1 protein-coding gene is annotated in these 1,056 nt (G+C 79.0%); it reads left to right on the forward strand.

Annotated features, from left to right (window positions below; translation table 11 throughout):
* Positions 1-87: 87 nt before the first annotated feature.
* Entirely contained in the window at positions 88-1,008 is a 921-nt protein-coding gene (locus tag ACFUK0_RS40230; RefSeq protein WP_380259058.1) for a LysR family transcriptional regulator, read from the forward strand.
* Positions 1,009-1,056 lie beyond the last annotated feature (48 nt).

A 1,056-nucleotide genomic window follows, 5' to 3' on the forward strand; every position in this document is an offset into this window, starting at 1 on the left:
CGGCCCGTCCGACCTGAACCGGGCGGGCCGCCGGGCCGGCGCACCGGCGCGGCGGGAGGAGCGCCGCCGCCCTGGCAGAATTGCGGTGTGATCGACGCCCGACGGCTGCGGACCCTGCGGGCCGTGGCCGACCACCGCACCGTGACGGCAGCCGCCGCCGCGCTCTACCTCACCCCCTCCGCCGTCTCCCAGCAGCTGGCCGCCCTCGAACAGGAGACCGGCCACGACCTGCTCGCCCGCGACGGACGGGGCGTCCGGCTGACCGCCGCCGGCGAGATCCTGCTCCGGCACGCCGACGTCGTCCTCGCCCAGCTGGAGCGCGCCGAGGCCGACCTCGCCGCCTACAGCGCCGGGGTCGCGGGGGAGGTCACCGTCGCCTCCTTCGCCACCGGCATCGCCCTCGTCCTCGCGCCCGCCATCCGCACCCTCGCCGCCGAGGCCCCCGGCGTACGCCTGCGGGTGCTGGACGCCGAGGGCGACGCCAGCCTGCCGATGCTGCTCGACGGCCGGGCCGACCTGGCCGTCGCCGTCGAGTACCGCGGCGCGCCCCGGGCGGACGACGGCCGGCTGACCCGCGTCCCGCTCTACGCCGAGCCCTTCGAGGCCGTCCTGCCGCTCGGTCACCCGCTCGCCCGGCCCGGCGCGGGCGGCGGCGACATCGACCTCGCCGACCTCGCCGACGAGCCGTGGATCGGACCCTACCCGGGCAACCCGTGCCACGACGTCGTCCTGCTGGCCTGCGAACACGCCGGCTTCCAGCCCCGCCTGGTGCACTCCTCCGACGACTTCCAGGCCGTCGTCGCACTCGCCTCGGCCGGCGCCGGTGTCGCCCTCGTGCCGCGCTCCGCGCTGCGGGGCGCCGACCTCACCCACGTCGCCGTCCGGCCGGTGGACAGCGCCCTCGCCACCCGCAGGGTCTTCGCCGCCGTCCGCAGCGGCGCCGAGGACCACCCGCTGCTCCGGCCCGTCCTGCGGGCCCTCGCGACAGCCGCGGCCGAGGCCGGCTGACGGGCGGTCCGTCGACGCTCGTCCCGCTCCGGGCCCGGGGGGGGGGGG

It is taken from the genome of Kitasatospora sp. NPDC057223, from assembly GCF_042669755.1.
Classification (GTDB): Bacteria; Actinomycetota; Actinomycetes; order Streptomycetales; family Streptomycetaceae; genus Kitasatospora.